The organism is Halalkaliarchaeum sp. AArc-GB (assembly GCF_031432225.1).
Lineage (GTDB): Archaea > Halobacteriota > Halobacteria > Halobacteriales > Haloferacaceae > Halalkaliarchaeum.
The window spans coordinates 592,981-608,326 of sequence record NZ_JAVKGM010000001.1 but is presented as its reverse complement, the minus strand read 5'-3'; the positions used below and the strand labels follow the sequence as shown (position 1 = coordinate 608,326).

The window sequence follows — 15,346 nt, the reverse complement described above, 5'->3', positions numbered from 1 at the left end:
TGCTCGGTGCGAATTAGCCGTCGTTGACGGCTGTTCCGACGTCCCCGGACGACCGCCGATCCTGCGTTTCGGTTCCGGGACTCGAACTCCCGTTCTTTCTGGTAGCCTGATCGCTCGGCTTCTCCTCGAACAGCGTTCGTGCGACCTCGCGGTACGCCCGCGCCGCCGCCGATTCTGGGGCGACGGTTACCACCGGCCGGCCGCTGTCCTGTGCGTCGGGGACTGCAGGATCCTCGGGAACGTGGCCCAAAAGCGGAAGTTCCAGATAGGAGGCGATCTGTTCTGGCGGGGGGGAGCGCCCGGTTCCTGACTTGCTAAACAGTACGCCGGCGACCTGGCCGCCGAGTCGTTCGGCGAGTTCGGCGGTCTTGTTCGCGTCACGAACGCTCGCAACCCGGGGCGAGGAGACGATGACGGTCCGATCTGCCAGCCCCAGCGGGAGCAGCGACTCGTGGCTCACGCCCGCACCAGTGTCGAAGATGATGACGTCGTATCGGTCTTCGACGGCCTCGAGAACCGCCGGAATCTCCGTGACGTCTGCGTCGACGAAGCCCTCGACGGTCGTTCCGCTCGGGAGCACCTCGAAGCCGCCGGGAACGGAGTAAATCGCCTCCTTGGGCGCGGCGTCGCCTGCCAGTACCTCGTGGAGTGTTTCCTCCGGCGAGAATCGCAGAAAGTCGACGACGTTCGCCATCGCGAGATCCGTCTCTACGACGAGGACGTCCAGTCCCGCATCTGCCAGCGCAGCGCTGAGGTTGATGCTCGTCGTCGTCTTTCCGACGCCCCCCTTCGCGCCGGCGACTGCGAGCGTTCGCGCGGGCATGACAGTCAATTGCTATCCTATCAGTTTAACTGTGTTGGGCGAGTTATCAATTCTGACTATCAGGTTTTAATCGGTGGTTTCGTTGGCGGGACGCTGCCGCAGTCCGTGACAGGGAGTGTCGCTGTCGCCGACCGTCACAGGTACGCCGCGTCCCATCGGGCCGGCTTGCGCCGGTTTCCACACTCGACACACTCGTACCGGTCCATGGTGTCGATCGCGACGTCGAACGAATCGCAGTTCCCGCACATCCATCCGTAAAGGTCGGTTCGTTCCCGATCTGCGTACACCGGATAGAACGCGCCCTGGGAGGCACGAACCGCCTCGTCGAAGGCGACGTACCGGAGGGTGCCGTCCGGACCCGACCGAGCCTCGGTGAGCACTTGCTCGCCGTCGCCGGTGACGAACTTCACGTAGAGTCGCTCCCGGAACGTCTCCCCGCCGATGTCGACGTCTCGATCGCCCGCCTCCGAGTAGCCTTCCCGCTCGTAAAACGCGGTTCCGGTCTCGTTTGCCAGCAGGACGCGGCCCTCGATCCGGGTGGCCCCCCGGTCGCGGAGTTCGGCTTCGACCCGTTCCAGCAGGCGAGATCCGATCCCCCTCCCCCGGTATTCCGGAGAGACGTGAATCCAGTCGATTTCTCCGACTGTTTCCCGGCGGCTGGCGAGATAGCTCTGTGCGAACGCAACGACGTCGCCGTCCGCGGTCGCGACGAAGAACGGTCGCGCGTCGTCCGGGAGTTCCCCTCGGAGCGTCTCCGTCGAGTACCACGACTCGATCCCGCGTTCGATCCGGTCCGCCCCGAGCGCCTCCTCGTAGGACGCTTCGAAGGACTCGCGGGCGACCCGGCGGATTCCCTCGATGTCATCTATCGTCGCTTCACGGACGTTCATATCCACCTATTCAGTCGGCGATCACAAAACCGTTTCCGGCGATTCGTTCCGGATCCGTTCGAAACCGTATTTCTCCGGCGCTCACACGTGGTTTTCGAGGAACTCCACGATCGCGGAGTACGCCTCGATCCGGTTTTCCAGTTTGGAGAAGCCGTGCCCCTCGTCCTCGAAGAGTAGCTTCCGGACGGGAACGCCCGCCTCCCTGGCCTTCTCTGCCACCTGTTCGGCTTCGCCGACCGGGACGCGGGGGTCGTTCTCGCCGTGCAGGACGAACAGCGGAGCCTCGATTCGATCGACGTTGTTGATCGGCGAGATCTCTTCGAGGAACTCCCGGTCTTCCTCGAGGCTCCCGTACTCGGCCTCCCGGAGCTCCCGCCGCCAGTCCCCGGTGTTCTCGAGGAACGTCACGAAGTTCGCGATCCCGACGATGTCGATGCCGGCGGCCCACAGCTCCGGATACTCCGAGAGCGACGACAGCACCATGAACCCGCCGTAGGAGCCGCCCAGGGCGACGATCCGCTCCCCGTCGACTTCGGGGTGGTCGTGGAGCCACTCGACGGCCGCCTCGATGTCGGCGACCGAGTCCATCCGCTTTTCGACGTCGTCCAGCGAGCTGTATTCGGTCCCGTAGCCCGAGGAGCCGCGAACGTTCGGCTCCATTACGGCGTACCCCTCCGCGAGGAAGAACTGCGTCACTGCGCTGAAGGAGGGACGCCGCTGTGATTCGGGACCGCCGTGGATGTCGACGATAACCGGGTAGCCGCCCTCGGGCGCCGGGGAGGCGGGCGTCGAGAAAAACGCCGGAATCTTCCGGCCGTCGAACGTTGGATACCGGAGAAGTTCGCGCTCGATGAACGTCTCCGGTGGGATCCCCGCCGTCGACGCCCGGGTCCACCGCGTCGCCTCGCCGGTCGTCGTCTCTACGACGTAGACGTTGGGGTTGTGGGTGCTACCGGTCACGGTGATCGCGTACCGATCACCGTCTGGAGCGAAGGCGACGCCGCCGGCCACCCCGTCGGGGAGATCGGGGGTGGGCAGCTCGTCAATTCGGTCGGGTGCGACGAGTTCCCCGGCCGTGACGTCGGTGTACCCGTCGACGTTTCGGGTGTAGACGACGCGGCGAGAGGGCTCGTGGACCGCAACGCCGTCGACGTTCCACTCGCCGCCTTCCTCGACGACGTCGAACGTCTGTGAGGCGATATCGAGCCGTTCCAGTTGCAGGCTGTCGGAGTTCCGGTCGGTGACGAGGTAGATCCCCTCGCCGTCGGGCCCCCACTCGGGACTGAGATGGCGGACGTCGCCCTCGTGAGGCGTCAGATGCGAAAACGAGCCGTCGTCGAGACCGAGCACGTAGAGATCCTGATCGAAGCTCGAGTGGGATTCGACGACCAAAAGGCGGCTGTCGTCCGGGCTCCATCCCGCGACGGTGAGCCAGCCGTCACCCTCCTGTACCAGTGTAGCCTCCTCCCCGACCTCCTCGCGTCCCTGCACGTACACGTCGAAGACAGCGTCCGCCCTGCGGTTCGACGCGAACGCGAACCGCTCGCCGTCGTTCGACCAGCCGCCCCAGCGGTGTTTCGCGGACGGCCGTCGAGTAAGCTCGGTGATCTCCCCGGCCGCCGGTTCGAGCCGGTACAGCTGCGCCCGCTCGTTTCCTCCCTCGTCCATCCCGAAGATCAGCTCGGGTCGCTCGGGGGAAACGGAGGCGAACGTCACCCGCTCGTCGAAGAACGTGTGCTGTTCGGGCCACCCTTCCGGCTCCTCGAGGGACCACACCTGGAACGTCCCGGTGGCGTCGAGCCGAAACGAGAGTCGGTCGCCGTCGGGACCGAAATCCGCCCCGGCCGCGCTTCGCACGTTGAGATATCGGCTAACGTCCGGCATGCCCGGACTCTCGTGACCGGGCGGCAAACCTCTTCGGGTGCCGGAACCGGTTGGCGTTTCTTCGTGCCGCGAGGCCGAGCCGACGGCGTCGGCCGTGTCCCGTCGCCGAAAGGCTATAGTCGACGGGCTTCGCGGGAGATGACATGGTCGCTGGTTCGGCGGTTGCGCTTCCGGCGCAGGTTGCAGCCGCCGTCGACACGGTCGCCGTCTCTGCCCCGCCGCGATCGGCGCTTGTCGTGTTCGGCATCATCTTCCTCGCACTGGTGCTTTTCGTCTCCGAACTGATTCCAAACGACGTCACCGCCATCGGCGTCATCGTCTCGCTGGTCGTACTGGAGCCGTACACCGGCGTGGACGCGATCGCCGGGATCCAGGGGTTCGCGAACCCGGCGACGGTGACGATCATCGCGATGTACATCCTCAGTGAGGGGGTCAACCGAACCGGGATCGTCGAACGCCTCGGCGCGGCGATCACCCGCATCACACGGGGCGAGGAACGACGACTCGCGGCCGCGACGGTCGGCACCACTGGCCTTTCGGCCGGCTTCGTCAACAACACGCCGATCGTCGCGGTGTTCATCCCGATGGTGGTCGGGCTGGCCGAGCGGTCCGGAATCTCCCCGTCGAAGCTGCTGTTGCCGCTGTCGTACGCCGCCATGCTCGGAGGGACGCTCACGCTGATCGGCACCTCGACGAACATCCTCGCCGGCGGGCTCTCGCGGGAACTGCTGGACCGGCCGATCGGGATGTTCGAGTTCACCTCCCTCGGGTTCGTCGTGTTGTTCGTCGGCGCGGCGTATCTCCTGACCGTCGGTCGGCGGCTTACCCCCGAACGGATCCCGGCGAAAGCCGACGCGGTCGATCGGTTCGACGTCCAGCCGTACCTTTCGCGCCTCGTCGTTCGCGACGATTCCCCGCTGGTTGGCGTTCCGATCCGGAAGGCGTTCGCCGCCGAGTTCGACGCGATCGAAGCCGGCAGTCCCGTCGATGACAACGGCGTCGCGCTGTTACTCGTGGAGCGCGCCGACGAGACGATCCACGGAGCGAGATCGGATCGGCCGATCGAGCCCGGCGACGAACTCGTCGTCCGCGCCCCCCGGGCGCGGCTCCGGGAACTCGCATCGGAGTACGGGCTCCGGCGAGCTCGACGCGCGACAGTCACCGACGACACGCTGCGGTCTGCAGCTGTCGAGAGCCGGCTCGTCGAGGCGCTTGTCTCCCCTGAGTCGTCCGCGATCGGGGACAGCCTCGGCGAACTCTCCCTCCGGGATCGGTTCGACGCCACCGTTCTCGCGGTCCGCCGGGACGAGAACCTGCACCACGAGAGACTCTCGGAGTTCGTTCTGGAACCGGGGGACACGCTGCTGCTCCAGACCACCGACGACGGGGGGCGACTCCTCGCAGCCGACGACGAGTTCCTGCTCACGGGCGGCTTCGCAGCCGAACTCCAGGCGCTCGACGAGGCGAAACCAGAGCCGCTCTCCGCGACCGCGCCGATCGCGCTACCGACGATGGCCGGTGTCATAGTCGTCGCCGGGCTCGGGCTCGTTCCGATCGTGATCGCGGCGCTGGGTGGCGCGTTCGTCATGCTCGCGACCGGCTGTTTGACGACGAGTGACGCCTACGAGGCGGTGAACTGGAACGTAATTTTCCTTCTGGCCGGCGTGATCCCGCTGGGGCTTGCCATGCAGGCGACGGGCGGCACGCTCTGGCTCGCCGGACTGCTGGAGGCGCTTTCGGGCGCGATCTCGCTCGTCGGGCTCCTGTTGATCTTTTATGTACTCACGGGGCTGTTGTCGAACGTGATCACGCCCGTCGCGAGCGTGATCCTCATGATTCCAGTGGCCGTCGACACCGCGATCGCCGCCGGCGGTGATCCCTTTTCGTTTCTCCTCGCGGTGATGTTCGCCAGCAGCGCCGCGTTCATGACGCCGGTCGGCTACCAGACCAACCTCATGGTGTACGGTCCCGGCGGCTACCGGTTCGTCGACTACCTCCGGGTCGGTGGCCCCCTGCAGTTCCTGATCGCGGTCGTGGTCACCGTCGGGATCTGGGCCATCTGGGGCGTCGCGGCGTGACGGACCGCGAGCCTTTTTAAATGCCCGCGTTCACCATCCGATGAAATGCGCGTCGCGTTCGTGTCGATGGAGACGACCCACCACGGCGAAACCCCGGCGAGGCGCCGGACGCGGCGCACGGCCCGCCTGCTCGCCGATCGTGGTCACGACGTCACGGTGCTGTCGGCGAAGTGGTGGGAGGGCGGCTTCCGCGAGTTCGACGACGAGGGGATCACCTACCGAGGGATCGTCGATCGACCGTCGCGGCGGGCCTTCGCCTCGAAGCTGCCGTTTGCGCTCCAGCGTCTCGACCCGGAGGTGGTGCAGGCCGTCGTGACGCCGCCGCTCGGAGCGGCCGCCGCGGCCGTCGCCTGTCGGGTGAAGCGTCGGCCGCTGTTGCTCGACTGGTGGGACGTCGATCCGGGCGCTGGAGGGCCCTACAAACGTGCGATTCGGGGGGCGAATCGGGTACTCACCCCGTCACGAACGGTCAAAACGCAGGTGAGGCAACGGGGGGCGAACGGCTCCGACGTTCGGGTCGTTCCCGAAAGTGTCGACTACTCGCTCGTCCGATCGGCGGGCGTCGACGACCGGTTCGACGTCGTGTACTCCCGTCCGCTGGACGCGGACGCCAACGTGGAGACGCTGCTTTTGGCGCTTGCGGAGCTTCGTCGACGCGACTGGCGGGTCGCGGTCGTCGGCGACGGTCCTGCTCGCGTCGACGCCGAGGAGGCCGCCGCCGACTTGCGGATCGACGATCGGGTCGAGTTCCTCGGCTCCCTTCCGATCGAAAAGCGGGTAGAGATATTCAAAGGGACCCACGTCTTCGCTCAGACCGCCCGCTACGAGCCGTTCGCCCACGACCTGTTGTGGGCGCTGGCGTGTGGCTGCGTCGGCCTCGTCGAGTACCAGGCCGACTCGAGTGCACACGAACTCGTCGAGGGGCGCGAGCGATCGACGCTCGTGACCAGTCCCCAGGAGCTGGCCGACGAGATCGTCGCGGCGGGCCGCCTGGAGCGACGGTCCGTCGACGACCGGTTCGAGGAGTACGACCGGCGGGCCGTGTTAGAGCAGTATCTCGACTGCTACCGGGACGAGATCGAGGCGTACGGGCTGTTTTGAGGGTTCGCAATCACTCGCAGTCCTCGATGAACTCCTCGGCGTACGGATGGTCCGGCGACAGCTCGAGCACCCGGCCCATGTGGTCTTCGACCCCCTCACAGTCGCTTCGCCAGTACGCCTCCAGGCCGTCGCGGAACGCCTCGTCCAGTTCGCCAGGCTCGGCTGCGACTCCGAGTTCGCCCAAAAAGCCCGTCGCGATTTCGATCGGGAGCCCGAACTGGATCTCCTGGAGCTCCACGTCTTCGGGACCGAACGTTGCGACGCCGACGACTTCCCCCTCGCCGTTGTATATCGGACCCCCGCTGTTGCCGCGGTTGATCCCGGCGTCGGTCTGGATCGTGTTGACCCCCGAGTTGAGTCGTCGACGCGCGCTGACGACGCCCGACGTGAGGGTCGGCTCCAGCGTCGTTGTTCGCTCCTCGAACAGTTCCTGGATGCCGATGTCGGGATAGCCGATGACGAACAGTTTGTCGCCGGTTCCCAGGTCTCCCGAACTGCCCAGCGGCACCGTCTGGAGCGGTTCTTCGTCCACCTTGATGATTGCGACGTCCCGCCCCCAGGACGGTTCCCCTTCGACTGTCTCCAATACGGTCCCGGACGTCCGGACCTCCGCTGGCCAGCTTTGCACCTCGAACTCCTGGTCGGGCGGCGTTCGGCCGTGGAGAACGCCGATGTCCGCCGACACGTTTCTCGTTTCGGAGTTGTCGGCGTAGTACGACATGAACATCTCGAACAGCTCGTTTTCGACCTCCAGTCGCTCGCTGTCCGACAGCTCGAAATCGTCCGTGAGTTCCTCCTGGATTGCCTGTCGCTGGCGCACTGCCAGCCGGCCGAACAGCTGTTCTTCGGGATCCCGATGCGTCCCGACCACGTGAGCGTTGGTGACGATGTGACCGTCCGAGCTGACGACGAATCCCGAGCCCGCGCTGCCGGTTTCCAGCTCCTCGCCCTCCTCCGTGGGGTCGTCCTCCTCGTAAAGTATCAAGTCGTCGAATATCTGGACGACGTCGCGAGTGTCTTCCCAGGGTTCGACCAGTTCGAAGCGGTCGGTCACGTTTCCGTCGACGAAAAACAGCAGTTCAGTCGGCGATTCGTCGGTCCGGAGCTCGTACCCGAACGTGTCGCTCGTGTCGTCCGGCCAGACGAACGTGATCTCCTCGCCAACGGTGTAGTAGCCCCCTTCCACAGTTCCGTCGGGGAACTCGAAGACGTAACTCCCGTCGGCTGCCATCCCCAGATACGCTTCCTCTCCCTCCCAGACCCCGAGGATCGCGGGATCGACGAGGTTGTCGACTTCGTAGGAGGGCCACACGATCTCGCCGCTCACCGTGCGACGGATGTGAACGATCCCAGCCCGATCTCGGAGGACGACCTGGCGTTCGATGCTCGGTCGATCGGGCGTGGGCGTCGGCGTGGGTGTTGGCGTCTCCGTCGGGGTCGCAGTGGGTTCGGGCGTCTCGGGCGGCTCCTCCTCGCCGGCACAGCCCGCTACCCCTACTCCGACTGCGATCGAGGCTGCCTGCAGAACGCTTCGACGTGTGAGCCGGGAATCGGTGTCTGTCATCTTCTATATATGACCCACCGAGAGTTTTCTGTAAGTAACTTTGGGCGAAATTCCGGCCGTTGATAACGGGCGCGTGACGACGCGATCGACCCCCGCAAACGAACGGCGCCCCGGTGCTTACTGCTCTTCGTAGTCGCCGCCGTATTTCAGGAAGAAGAATGCGAGCCCCAGCGTCGCGACCATCGCCATGAAGGTGGCAACCGCCAGTGCGCGTGCGGTGTCGGGCACCTGGGGAACCGTCGCTCCGTTCCCGTTGCCGGCGCCGACCGTCGGCACGTCGTCGCCCACGGCGACGGCGCCCCACATCCCGACGGCTCTGTGTGGTTCACAGACGTACCCGGTGCGACCGCCCTCCTCGAAGGTGTGTGTGAAGGTGTGTCCCTCATCAGCGACAGCGTCGCCGCTGTCGAACTGGTGGGCGTTGTCGAACTCGTCGTTTTCCTGATTCGTCACGACGTTGTGATCTCCACCCCTGCCAGTCCACTCCCAGGTGACAGTCGTCCCCTCGTCGATCCAGATGCCGGCCGGGGAGAACTCGAGCCCGCTGTCGCCCGTTCCGACCATCACAGTGACTTCCTCTTCTCCACGGAGGTCCTCGAACCCGCCGCCGATCCCGTCGAGATACCCTTCGAAGTCGGGTTGCTCCTGTGCGCTCGCGGTGCCGGCCCCCGCTGCGGTCGCGCCGGCAGCCGCCGTTGCACCGGCGGCCGTCCTGACGAACGCGCGTCGGGAGACGTCGTTTCCGGTCATGGACTCCCGTTAGGGATCCCCCGTAGTGAATACTGCGGTTCCGGAGGTGGAGCTACATGGGGTTCCCCGACCGTCACAGCGTGTAATCGTGATCGCCGGTCTCGGTTTCGAGGAACGCGACCAGCAGGTCGATCGCCCCGTCGACGTCGTCGGCGTGGGCGCTTTCGGTGACCGTATGGAGGTATCTCGTCGGGATCGAGATCGCTCCCACCGGCTTTGCGCCGTGGGTGTTCTGGAAGCCGGCAGTGTCAGTCCCCCCGGCGGGGAGCACTTCGAGCTGGTGATCGATTCCCCGGCGCTCGGCGACGTCCCGCAGCCGGTGGTTCACTTTCGGGTTCGTGATGACACTGGAGTCCTTCAGCTTGACGGCCGCCCCGTCGCCGACTTCGGTCACCTGCTTGGACTCGTCGCCGATCTGTGGGACGTCGTTCGCGACGGTGACGTCCAGCGCGATCGCCAGATCGGGATCGACGTCGACTCCCAGCGCCTGGGCCCCTCGGAGGCCGACCTCCTCCTGGACGGTCGCCGCGAAGTGGATCGTGACGTCGGGATCCTCGATTCGGTTGGCGGCCTCGAGCAGCTGAAACACGCAGACTCGATCGTCGAGCGCCTTCCCGGTGATCAGGTTCCCCATCTCGACGGTCGTCTGGTCCAGCGTCACCAGGTCGCCGACGGTCACCTGCTCGCTCGCCGCGTCGCCGTCGAGACCGACGTCGATGTAGACGTCTTCGACCTCGTCTTTCTTCTCGCGCTGTTCCTCGGTGAGCGTGTGTGGCGGCACCGAACCGATCACGCCAGTCAGGTCCCCGCCGTCGGTGTGGACCGTCACCCGCTGGGCGCGCAACACGCGAGGGTCGAACCCGCCCAGCGCGTCTACCTGGAGGAACCCCTCGTCGGTCACGTGTTTCACCATGAACCCGATCTCGTCCATGTGTGCTGCGACGGCGACGCTGTACCCCTCGTCCTCGCCGGTTCCTTCGATTGTCCCGACGACGTTCCCCATCGCGTCCGTCCGTACCCGGTCGACCGAGTCGTCGAATTCCCGTCGAACGATCTCCCGGATCCGGTCCTCGTATCCCGGGACGCCGCGTGCTTCGGTGAGCTCTCGGAGGAGTTCGAAGTCGTGCTCCATACCCCCATCTCACGAGCAGGACGCAAAAACACCGAGATACCGGCACGTGCGTCCGGTTGCGGACGCTCTCGGAAGTTAACAACTCCCGAGTTGTTGTTTCGGGTTTCGGAACGCTTTTGCGGGTCTTCCGAGCATGTTGACGCATGGCAGACGTAGAATCACAGCTACGCGAACAGTTCATCGAGGCGTTCGAGGGAGCCGACTACCCGGTCAACAACCAGATGGATCTCGTCCCGGCGCTGCCGGACGGTCCCGGCACGAAGTTCGAGGCCGGCGACGTCACGCTCTCGGCGATGGAGCTGGCCTCGAAGCTGGGCGACCACCAGGAGTTCCCGTACGACGACGTCGAGGGGCTCGTCGACGACATCATAGCAGGACTCAAATCCGAGGACGTGATCTAGGCTCGACAGCACGGTTTCGCTATCCGTCGGCGCCGGCGACCTCGTAGGAGACGCCGGCGTCCCGCAGCGCATCGGTCACCCGTCCCAGGGCGTCGGCGCTCGCGACGACGGCCACGTCTTGGCCGCGCATCGCGGCCTCGGCTGCGACCTCGCCGGCGGCGGCGGTCACCGCCGGCTCGGCGTCGATTCTTCCGAGTGCCACTACCCCCTCCACGCCAGCGGCCATCACCAGATCGGCCGCCGAGACGGCCGACGAAAGCGCCGCCTCGTCGACGGTGTCGCTTCCCCCGGATCGGGCCGGTGGAACGCGGAAAACGGTGACCGTTCCCGGTTCGATGTCGATGACGCCCTCGAACCCGGTGACGCTTACGTCCTGGCCGGGTTCGGCGTCGGTCGTCGCGATTCCGGTGGCGGGACCCTCCTCGCCGGGACGGGCGTACAGTAGACCGTCCGTCACGACGAGCGTGACAGTCTCCCCGCTTTCGATCGATTCGGCGGCGATCGCGGCGTCCTCCTGGACGCTGTCGAGGACGTCTTCGGTGACGTGATCGGCGACCCGTCTGAGCTCCCGGGCCTCCTGGAAGAGCCAGTCGACCCCCTCCTTGGTCACCCGGTAGCGCGACCGTCCGTCCTTGGTCACGAGCCCGTCCTCGACGAGCTCCCGGATGTACTCGCTCACTGCCTGACTGGTTACCCCTACTTCGGTCGCGATCTCCCCTTGACTGACCGCAGGCTGTCGGTCGGCGATCTCCGAGAGGATCCGAAATCGGGTCGCCGTGCGCTTGTCCCGCAGGGCGTCGCTCATACCGTCGAACACGTGGGGAATCGGTAAAAACCCCCCTCAACTGACCCGAAGTGACGACAGGGATCGCCCCGCCGTCTCGGTCGACGGCAGGGATATATATCGCATCGCCGTACTGACGGGTATGCGGGATCTGACGGTCCGGGACCGCGCCGCGTTCCTTTCGGCCCCCGACGCGCTCGTCGTCGCAGACGTTCATGTCGGCCGCGACGAATCCTCCAGCGTCCAGTTTCCCCTCGGTGAACGCGACGATCTCGTGGACCGTCTCGACGCGCTACTCGCCCATTACGATCCCGACACTGTCGTTTTCGCCGGTGACCTTTTCCACCGGTTTGACCGGGTGAGTGACCTCTCACGCCGCGGATTGTGCGAACTCGTGACGGCCTGTCGACGAAGGGACACCCGGCCGGTGCTCGTCGGCGGCAACCACGACACGAGGCTCGCGGCGGCGACTGACAACGACGTCCACGATGCGTACGCGCTTGCCGACGGGACTGTCGTCTGTCACGGCCACGAGGAGCCGTCAGTCGAGGGGCATCGGTACGTGATCGGTCATCTTCACCCGACGATCTCGATCGAGGGGAACACCTATCCCTGTTTCCTGTGGGGACGGGAGGCGTACGACGGCGCCGACGTGCTGGTGTTGCCGGCGTTCAACCGGCTCGCCCCGGGCGTCGACGTGAACGGGGTGGGAACCGCCGACGTTTCGACCCCGTTGGCTCCCGAAATAGACGCGTTCCGCCCGATCGTCTACGATCCGGACAGCCAGGAGACGCTCCGGTTTCCGCCGCTGTCGGAGTTCCATCGTCTACTGTGAACTACCGAGTCCGTCCGCGAGGACTGCCTTTGTCACAACCCGACCGCTCTCCATGGCGCCCTGGATCGACGACCAGTGGGTGTACTCGCCGGCCAGATACACCGACCCATCCGGATCGCGTACGTCCGGAAGGGTCTCGTGGATCCCCGGCGGCTGACGGAACTGCCCGAACTGGATCCGCTCGGTCCAGACGTGTTCGAGGCCGCCGAACGTCCGCTCGGGGTACCACGATTCGAGGGTTCGCTGGGCGCGTTCGAACAGTTCCTCGTCGCTGACCTCGACCGGTCGCTCGCCGAGGAACGTCGCACACAGCAGTTCCCGGTCCCCCGGGGCGTACTCCGGGGCGACCTCGGTGAGCGGGACCATCGCGTTCGGCGTGTCGACGCCCGGGATCTCCTCGCCCGAGGCGGTGTCGGCCTCGCTGGCGACGCCTCCTTTCGCGTTCAGCAGGATCCGTCGATCGGTCCCCGGCCCCGCACCGGCGGGAAGGCTGTAGTACTGGGTGACGCTTGCCCGCCCGTCGGTCGGGATCGAGTCGATTCCGGTCAACTCGGCGGCCGCCCGGGGATCGGTCGCGACGATCGCCGCCTCCGCGCGGCGGCGCCCCTCCGCCGTCCCGATGTCGACGGTTCCGTCGTCGGCCGGTTCTACCCCGGTGACCCGCGTGTCGGTCTCGATCGTCGCGCCGGCGGCGGCCGCCCGGTCGGCGAGCTGTGCGGTGATCGCGCCCATCCCGTCGGCGGGGACGGCAGTGTGTCCTTTCGAGAGCACGGCGAAGGTGTACTCGAACACTCGTTTGGAGGTCGACAGCGACCGATCGAGCGTGATCCCGCCATAAAAGGGCGCGACGAAGTTGTTCACGTACGCTTCTGAAAATCCCCATTCCCGGAGGTACGTCCGGATGTCCGTGTCGCGACCGTCGAAAATCGACGCGAGATCCCGGCTCCGGAGTTCGCGGCGCAACAGCAGCGTCCTGAGCTTGTCGCTCAGCGGGATCTCGTGGTTGAAAAACGATTCGACGGCCGCGGTCGGGTCGCGAAGGGGGTCCGAAAGCACCGACCGTTCGCTCGGGCGGGCGATGATCGCTCCCGGTTTGAACCGGCGCAGGTCCAGCGCGTCGAGATCGAGCTCGCGTTTCACCGCGGGGTAGCCGGTAAAAAGCACCTGGAACCCGCGATCCAGGGTGAACCCGTCCCGCGTTCTGCTTTGTACCCGTCCGCCGACGGTTTCGCGCCGTTCTAGAACCGTCACGTCGGCGCCACGCTCCGCCAGACGTCGGGCCGCCACGAGGCCGGCAAGTCCGCCGCCGACCACGATCACGTCGTCTGTCATACGTTCCGGTTGGTCCGCCGACTACAAAGGCACTGCGAGCACCGGAGTGCCGCGTGGCGTCCGTGCCTAGATCACGCCCGTAACCCGTCCGGCCTCCCGTGCAGCGGCCTCGCTGATGCCGTTTCCGAGGATCGTGTACCGGTCGCGGATCGTGTGGGCGGTCGTGAGCGCTTCGAGGAACTCCTCGTCGGTGACCTCCAACCCGTCGGCGGTCGTCGGGGCGTCGATGCTCGCGAGCGCGTCCCGGATCGCCCGCCACTGGCCGTCCTCGCCGGAGTGGAGGTACTCGGTAACGATCGACGCGACGCCGACCTGGTGGCCGTGCAGCGCCCGACCGGGCGCGATCCGGTCGAGCTGGTGGGAGACGAGATGCTCCGCACCGGAGGCGGGCCGGGAGGAGCCCGCGATCGACATTGCCACGCCCGAGGAGACGAGCGCTTTGACGACGATCCAGGCCGACTCCTCGAGGTCCTTCTTGATCGAGTCGGCGTTGTCCACGAGCATCTCGGCGGTCATCTCCGAGAGCGCGCCGGCGTACTCGCTGTACTCGACGTTTTTGAGGCGCTGGGCGAGCCGCCAGTCCTTGACGGCGGTGTAGTTGGAGATGATGTCCGCACAGCCGGCGGTCGTCAGTTCCCAGGGGGCCTCGGCGATCAGCTCCGTATCGGCGACGACCGCCAGCGGCGGATCGGCCGCCACCGAGTGGCGGGTGTCCCCCTCCGGAATCGACGACCGGCCGGAGACGATTCCGTCGTGGCTCGCGGCTGTCGGAACCGAAACGAACCCGACGCCGAGCCGGTCGCTTGCGGTCTTTGCGACGTCGATTGGCTTGCCGCCGCCGAGGCCGACCAGGAACCCGGCGTCGGTCGCGCGGGCCACCTCGACCACCTCCTCGATCGTGTCGAAGCGTGCCTCCTCGATCGAGACGGTCTCGGGGTCGTCGAACTGCGCACGGACCCTGTCGCCTGCAAGCCGATCGGGGGTCGGGCTGGTCACGATCAGTGCGGGTCCCGAAAGCGACAGTTCGCCGACCGCCTCGCCCAACTCGCCCAGGACGTCGTGTCCGACCACCACGTTCCGGGGGAGTTTGATCCACGTCCGCTTGTCGAACATGGCCGGTAGTTTCGACAGCAGCCTAAAAAAGCTGGAGTAAACCGGTCGGCGGCGACGAATCGCCCTGCAGCGGTGGACTGGTCTCCGCCGCCGGACCGTCACAGCCTCGACACCGTAGCCTATAATTCATCTACCGCTCCAACTGTGGGACATGAACGAGAACCGCCGTCGGTCGGTGATAACCGTGTTGCTCGCTGTCGGCGGGGCGGTGTTCGGCGTCGCCGGGGTCGGACACGCCTACCTCCGCGAGTGGAAACGTGCGCTGCTGTGGTTCCTTCTGGCGCTGTTCGGGGGTGCCGCGCTCGTCGTCTCGGCCGCCGGCGACACCGTCCCCTCGTCGGTGTTCGACCTCCCGCCGACGGTGGTCGCCGGCATCTTCTTCATCCTCTTTATAAGTGTCGTCGACGCCTATCTCGTCTCGATCCGGAAGGCGAACGCGACCCCCTCGGTTTCGGTTCCCGCCGACCTCGCGGACGGGGAGACGCCGGCTGCAGCGGCGGACGGCGAGCAATCGGCGACCGTCACCTGTCCGCACTGCGGCCGGGAGACGGATCCGGAGCTGGATTTCTGTACGTGGTGCACCGGGAAGTTCGCCGATGCGGAAGAAGAGCCAGAAACGTAGTGTCGATCCGAGGGGTAGTGTCGATCCGAGCTGTGGC

Annotated in this window: 14 protein-coding genes; 5 read left to right on the top strand and 9 right to left on the bottom strand. The window is 66.3% G+C overall.

Features of this window, described 5'->3' with window-relative positions; genetic code table 11:
• Positions 1 to 13: 13 nt before the first annotated feature.
• The 3 genes from RH858_RS03045 to RH858_RS03035 all read right to left on the bottom strand — a co-directional run bounded on the left by RH858_RS03045 (position 14) and on the right by RH858_RS03035 (position 3,597).
• The gene (locus tag RH858_RS03045; RefSeq protein WP_259533801.1) at positions 14 to 823 is read right to left on the bottom strand and encodes a P-loop NTPase; all 810 of its coding nucleotides are present in this window, start codon (positions 821 to 823) and stop codon (positions 14 to 16) included.
• A gap of 134 nt (positions 824 to 957) precedes the next feature.
• Positions 958 to 1,713: a GNAT family N-acetyltransferase gene (locus RH858_RS03040; RefSeq protein WP_310561108.1), complete on the bottom strand. Its 756-nt coding sequence runs from the start codon at positions 1,711 to 1,713 to the stop codon at positions 958 to 960.
• An 81-nt stretch (positions 1,714 to 1,794) separates the two neighbouring features.
• A complete protein-coding gene (locus RH858_RS03035) occupies positions 1,795 to 3,597 on the bottom strand; it encodes a S9 family peptidase (protein ID WP_259533799.1) in 1,803 nt (600 codons plus the stop codon).
• 143 nt (positions 3,598 to 3,740) lie between these two features.
• On the opposite strand from RH858_RS03035, the gene RH858_RS03030 reads away from it, so the two are divergent.
• Both RH858_RS03030 and RH858_RS03025 read left to right on the top strand, forming a co-directional pair.
• Positions 3,741 to 5,675 carry an SLC13 family permease gene (locus RH858_RS03030; RefSeq protein WP_259533798.1) on the top strand — a complete coding sequence of 645 codons (1,935 nt, stop codon included), beginning with the start codon at positions 3,741 to 3,743 and terminating at the stop codon, positions 5,673 to 5,675.
• 45 nt (positions 5,676 to 5,720) lie between these two features.
• Entirely contained in the window at positions 5,721 to 6,776 is a 1,056-nt protein-coding gene (locus RH858_RS03025) for a glycosyltransferase (protein WP_259533797.1), read from the top strand.
• Between the two features lie 10 nt (positions 6,777 to 6,786).
• Here RH858_RS03025 and RH858_RS03020 read toward each other — a convergent pair whose 3' ends face one another.
• From RH858_RS03020 to RH858_RS03010, 3 genes are all read right to left on the bottom strand, one after another.
• On the bottom strand, positions 6,787 to 8,340 hold the full coding sequence (locus tag RH858_RS03020) for a trypsin-like peptidase domain-containing protein (protein WP_259533796.1): 1,554 nt from the start codon (positions 8,338 to 8,340) through the stop codon (positions 6,787 to 6,789).
• A 117-nt stretch (positions 8,341 to 8,457) separates the two neighbouring features.
• On the bottom strand, positions 8,458 to 9,090 hold the full coding sequence (locus RH858_RS03015; RefSeq protein ID WP_259533795.1) for a halocyanin domain-containing protein: 633 nt from the start codon (positions 9,088 to 9,090) through the stop codon (positions 8,458 to 8,460).
• Between the two features lie 73 nt (positions 9,091 to 9,163).
• Positions 9,164 to 10,222 carry a M42 family metallopeptidase gene (locus RH858_RS03010; RefSeq protein WP_310561107.1) on the bottom strand — a complete coding sequence of 353 codons (1,059 nt, stop codon included), beginning with the start codon at positions 10,220 to 10,222 and terminating at the stop codon, positions 9,164 to 9,166.
• 143 nt (positions 10,223 to 10,365) lie between these two features.
• Here RH858_RS03010 and RH858_RS03005 point away from each other — a divergent pair, with 143 nt between their 5' ends.
• A complete protein-coding gene (locus RH858_RS03005; RefSeq protein ID WP_310561106.1) occupies positions 10,366 to 10,623 on the top strand; it encodes an MTH865 family protein in 258 nt (85 codons plus the stop codon).
• A gap of 19 nt (positions 10,624 to 10,642) precedes the next feature.
• Here the strand turns inward: RH858_RS03005 and RH858_RS03000 are convergent, their stop codons facing one another.
• Positions 10,643 to 11,428 (bottom strand): winged helix-turn-helix transcriptional regulator, encoded by a 786-nt coding sequence (locus RH858_RS03000; RefSeq protein WP_259533792.1) that lies wholly within the window; start codon positions 11,426 to 11,428, stop codon positions 10,643 to 10,645.
• Between the two features lie 121 nt (positions 11,429 to 11,549).
• On the opposite strand from RH858_RS03000, the gene RH858_RS02995 reads away from it, so the two are divergent.
• Positions 11,550 to 12,242: a metallophosphoesterase gene (locus tag RH858_RS02995; protein WP_310561105.1), complete on the top strand. Its 693-nt coding sequence runs from the start codon at positions 11,550 to 11,552 to the stop codon at positions 12,240 to 12,242.
• Here RH858_RS02995 and RH858_RS02990 read toward each other — a convergent pair.
• Positions 12,234 to 13,574: an NAD(P)/FAD-dependent oxidoreductase gene (locus RH858_RS02990; RefSeq protein WP_310561104.1), complete on the bottom strand. Its 1,341-nt coding sequence runs from the start codon at positions 13,572 to 13,574 to the stop codon at positions 12,234 to 12,236. The two genes, RH858_RS02995 and RH858_RS02990, sit on opposite strands and share 9 nt — an antisense overlap.
• Before the next feature lie 66 nt (positions 13,575 to 13,640).
• Complete coding sequence (locus RH858_RS02985) at positions 13,641 to 14,687, bottom strand: NAD(P)-dependent glycerol-1-phosphate dehydrogenase (RefSeq protein WP_310561103.1); 1,047 nt, start codon at positions 14,685 to 14,687, stop codon at positions 13,641 to 13,643.
• Between the two features lie 151 nt (positions 14,688 to 14,838).
• Between RH858_RS02985 and RH858_RS02980 the strand changes: the two genes are divergently transcribed.
• A complete protein-coding gene (locus RH858_RS02980) occupies positions 14,839 to 15,309 on the top strand; it encodes a zinc ribbon domain-containing protein (RefSeq protein ID WP_259533788.1) in 471 nt (156 codons plus the stop codon).
• Positions 15,310 to 15,346 lie beyond the last annotated feature (37 nt).